Source organism: Aequorivita sp. CRS11, assembly GCF_059693805.1.
The window spans coordinates 1-2,589 of the sequence record NZ_JCATIG010000023.1; the positions used below are offsets into that span (position 1 = coordinate 1).

Annotated in this window: 3 protein-coding genes; 1 reads left to right on the forward strand and 2 read right to left on the reverse strand. The window is 35.8% G+C overall.

Annotation, left to right across the window (positions count from 1 at the left end; translation table 11 throughout):
• Positions 1-669: IS110 family transposase (locus tag AC58DT_RS15520; RefSeq protein WP_497217710.1), on the forward strand; the 669-nt coding region annotated here is incomplete at its 5' end.
• Positions 670-981: 312 nt separating this feature from the next.
• Here AC58DT_RS15520 and AC58DT_RS15525 read toward each other — a convergent pair.
• Together AC58DT_RS15525 and AC58DT_RS15530 are read right to left on the reverse strand one after the other, a co-directional pair.
• Positions 982-1,284, reverse strand: coding sequence for a hypothetical protein (locus AC58DT_RS15525; RefSeq protein ID WP_497217711.1), 303 nt, complete (start codon positions 1,282-1,284; stop codon positions 982-984).
• Positions 1,285-1,289: 5 nt separating this feature from the next.
• Positions 1,290-1,565 carry a hypothetical protein gene (locus AC58DT_RS15530; protein WP_497217712.1) on the reverse strand — a complete coding sequence of 92 codons (276 nt, stop codon included), beginning with the start codon at positions 1,563-1,565 and terminating at the stop codon, positions 1,290-1,292.
• Between the last annotated feature and the right edge of the window lie 1,024 nt (positions 1,566-2,589).

Below are 2,589 nucleotides of genomic sequence, written 5' to 3' on the forward strand. Positions count from 1 at the left end.
CAGCTGCGCAGTCTCTTCAGAAGAAGGAACGATCTTGTCAAGGACTATAGGCGCATCAAGAGCCTTATAAAAATGCAGTTGCTGTATTTTGGCATTGCTATTCCCGAGGAGTTTGACAATGACCATTGGAGCCATAAATTCCGTGGATGGGTAGACGAAGTTACTTTCAAATATCCATCAGCTCGTGAGGCCCTGGACAGCAGGATGCGCAGCTTCAGGTTCATAGACCAGGAACTGCGGGATGTCTCCACAAAGATGCGGGCCTATTGCCGCAAGCATTACAAGAAGGATTATTATCTTTTGAAAAGTGTTCCGGGCATAGGTGGGATCGTGGCCTGCGGCATCCTCTGCGAGCTGGGCGACCTGCGGCGCTTCAACAACATAAAACATCTGGCCGGCTATGTCGGGCTGGCACCGGGCATCCACCAGAGTGGCGACAACCAAAAGAGCACGGGTATAACAATGCGTGCCCATAGATTGATGCGAAGTTATTTTATAGAAGCATCGTGGCAGGCCATCAGGACAGACCCCATAATGCAGAACTATTACCGTAAGCATTTGGGCAAGAACACCAAGTCCATCATCGTCAAGGTCGCCCGTAAATTACTGAGCAGGACCTTGGCAGTCATAAAAACAGAGTTCCCTTATGAGATAGGGGTCATTGAATAATAAAATAAACAGATAACAAAGCTCACAAAGAAGTAGATTGACCCGTACCACAAAACAACGTGGGTGATCCAAGAAATTGGAATCACATTTATAGCAAGTGGCCGGGTTTATTATAACTCATAATCATACAGATGCCGGTGGCCGCGCTAGGCGATGGACCACACATAGGATGCGGAGCAAGTTATAAGTATTTAAATGTTGACAATCAATCAGCAAACAGGAAAGGATTGCCAACAGTTAAACACTCCAAAATAATCATTATGAAGTAATTAAAATAAAAATATTATTTTTGAAGAACGGGATTAGTGCTTTTCATAGGACACGTTGTTGTGCTTTAGTGCTTTTATATTTTATTATTTTCCAAATTATATGTGTTGCAATTCCTGCTATTGTTCCGAAAATCCAAAATCCGAGTGTTATTCCGAGTATTGGCATTCCGCAATTAATTCCGTCAGTTCTTGGTTCGGGATAAAAAAATCTTGGTATAACAAGGAAATAACAAATAAGAAAAATCAAAAGGATAAGAAAATCAGGAATTTTTTGTCCGTATTTGCGATTCAGATAGTAAAATCCTAACTGAACAAAAGAAATTCCGATAAGTAAAAGTATAGTCATTTAATTCAGCTTTTGTTTAAGTATAAACCTCTTTCTTTCGTTTCAACATTTTCTATGATTAGTTTTCTGCCGTAAGAGAAAACTATTTTTGCTGTTCCTCTATTAGTTTTTATTTGTCCGTTTTCGATTTCAAAACTGTCTTGTCCTAACCAATCTCCAATATGAGTTCCCTCTCCATATTTCCAATCTTGATTTTTTATATAATATGTTGAATTAACATAGAAACCGTAAACGATAACAATTCCGATTAGTAAAGTCAAAATCTTAACTACTTTTTTCATTTTTAGTTCGTTTTCAGCATTAAGCACAACGTTCTGGCACTACAGCGGGTTTGGGATTAAAAATGCGTAATCTTTCGGTTATGCCTAAACTTCCAAATACAAACCCAATTTTCCATTAAGCCAAATGCCCAAATCCGTTGTAGTGGCTGTTATGCCTTCGGTTTTTTTATTTATTCCAAATTTCACGTTTCAATTTTCGGTTTCGCTTCTGCACCGTTTAAGTCGGAAACAATTTTAAATTTTTATGTTATGAAATATATTTTTGCTAAGTTATTTTTTATATGTTGTATTATTACTTTAATAATATTCTCATTTCTTTCTTTTATATTTTCTTTTTTCGACTTTCGTGTGCTGAAATAATGAAATTAAGGATTATTATTGGAGCGTAATAAATTACGACAAACCAATAAAAATATAAAAACTTATCAAATAAAAATTGTAGAGAATATACAATGAAAATTAATATAGAAATCCAAAAACATAGTAATAATACAGCAACAGACATATTATTTATTATTGAACTTTCCATATTTTGTAATCTACTGTTCTTATCACAAAGAAAAAATAAAAAAACAGACGAACTTACACTTAAAACTATGCATAAAGACAAAACTACAATGTCGCCACCCGATTTAAAAAAATCATTTCCAAATAGATATATAGATATATACCAGAAAGGAATAAGAAACAAGCAAATTGAAAAAGCTTGTAGTGTAATGTGTGATTCGTTTAGTTCTTTTAGTATTGACATTTTTTCGGTGTTTCGGTTCTGTAAACTGAGGCATAACGGTCTCGTATAAGAATAGTTGCGGGTTTACGTGCGAGGATTTTCCGCAGGAAAATCAGACGTAGTAAACTTGCAACTATCTTTGGTTAAGCCCAAAATTGAGCAATTATTTTTATACATTGTGCCTGTTGCACAACCACCTCTTCAAATATAGCAAAAGGCTTGTATAAAATTGAGAAGTTTATTAATTTCATGCCTATGCAAGGCAAGAAAAACTATCAGGAAAAACTCTTCACA

What these genes read in the sequence shown, in the direction of transcription:
- AC58DT_RS15525 (WP_497217711.1), bottom strand. Translation starts at nt 1,284, where the DNA reads ATGACTATACTTTTACTTATCGGAATTTCTTTTGTTCAGTTAGGATTT.
- AC58DT_RS15530 (WP_497217712.1), bottom strand. Translation starts at nt 1,565, where the DNA reads ATGAAAAAAGTAGTTAAGATTTTGACTTTACTAATCGGAATTGTTATC.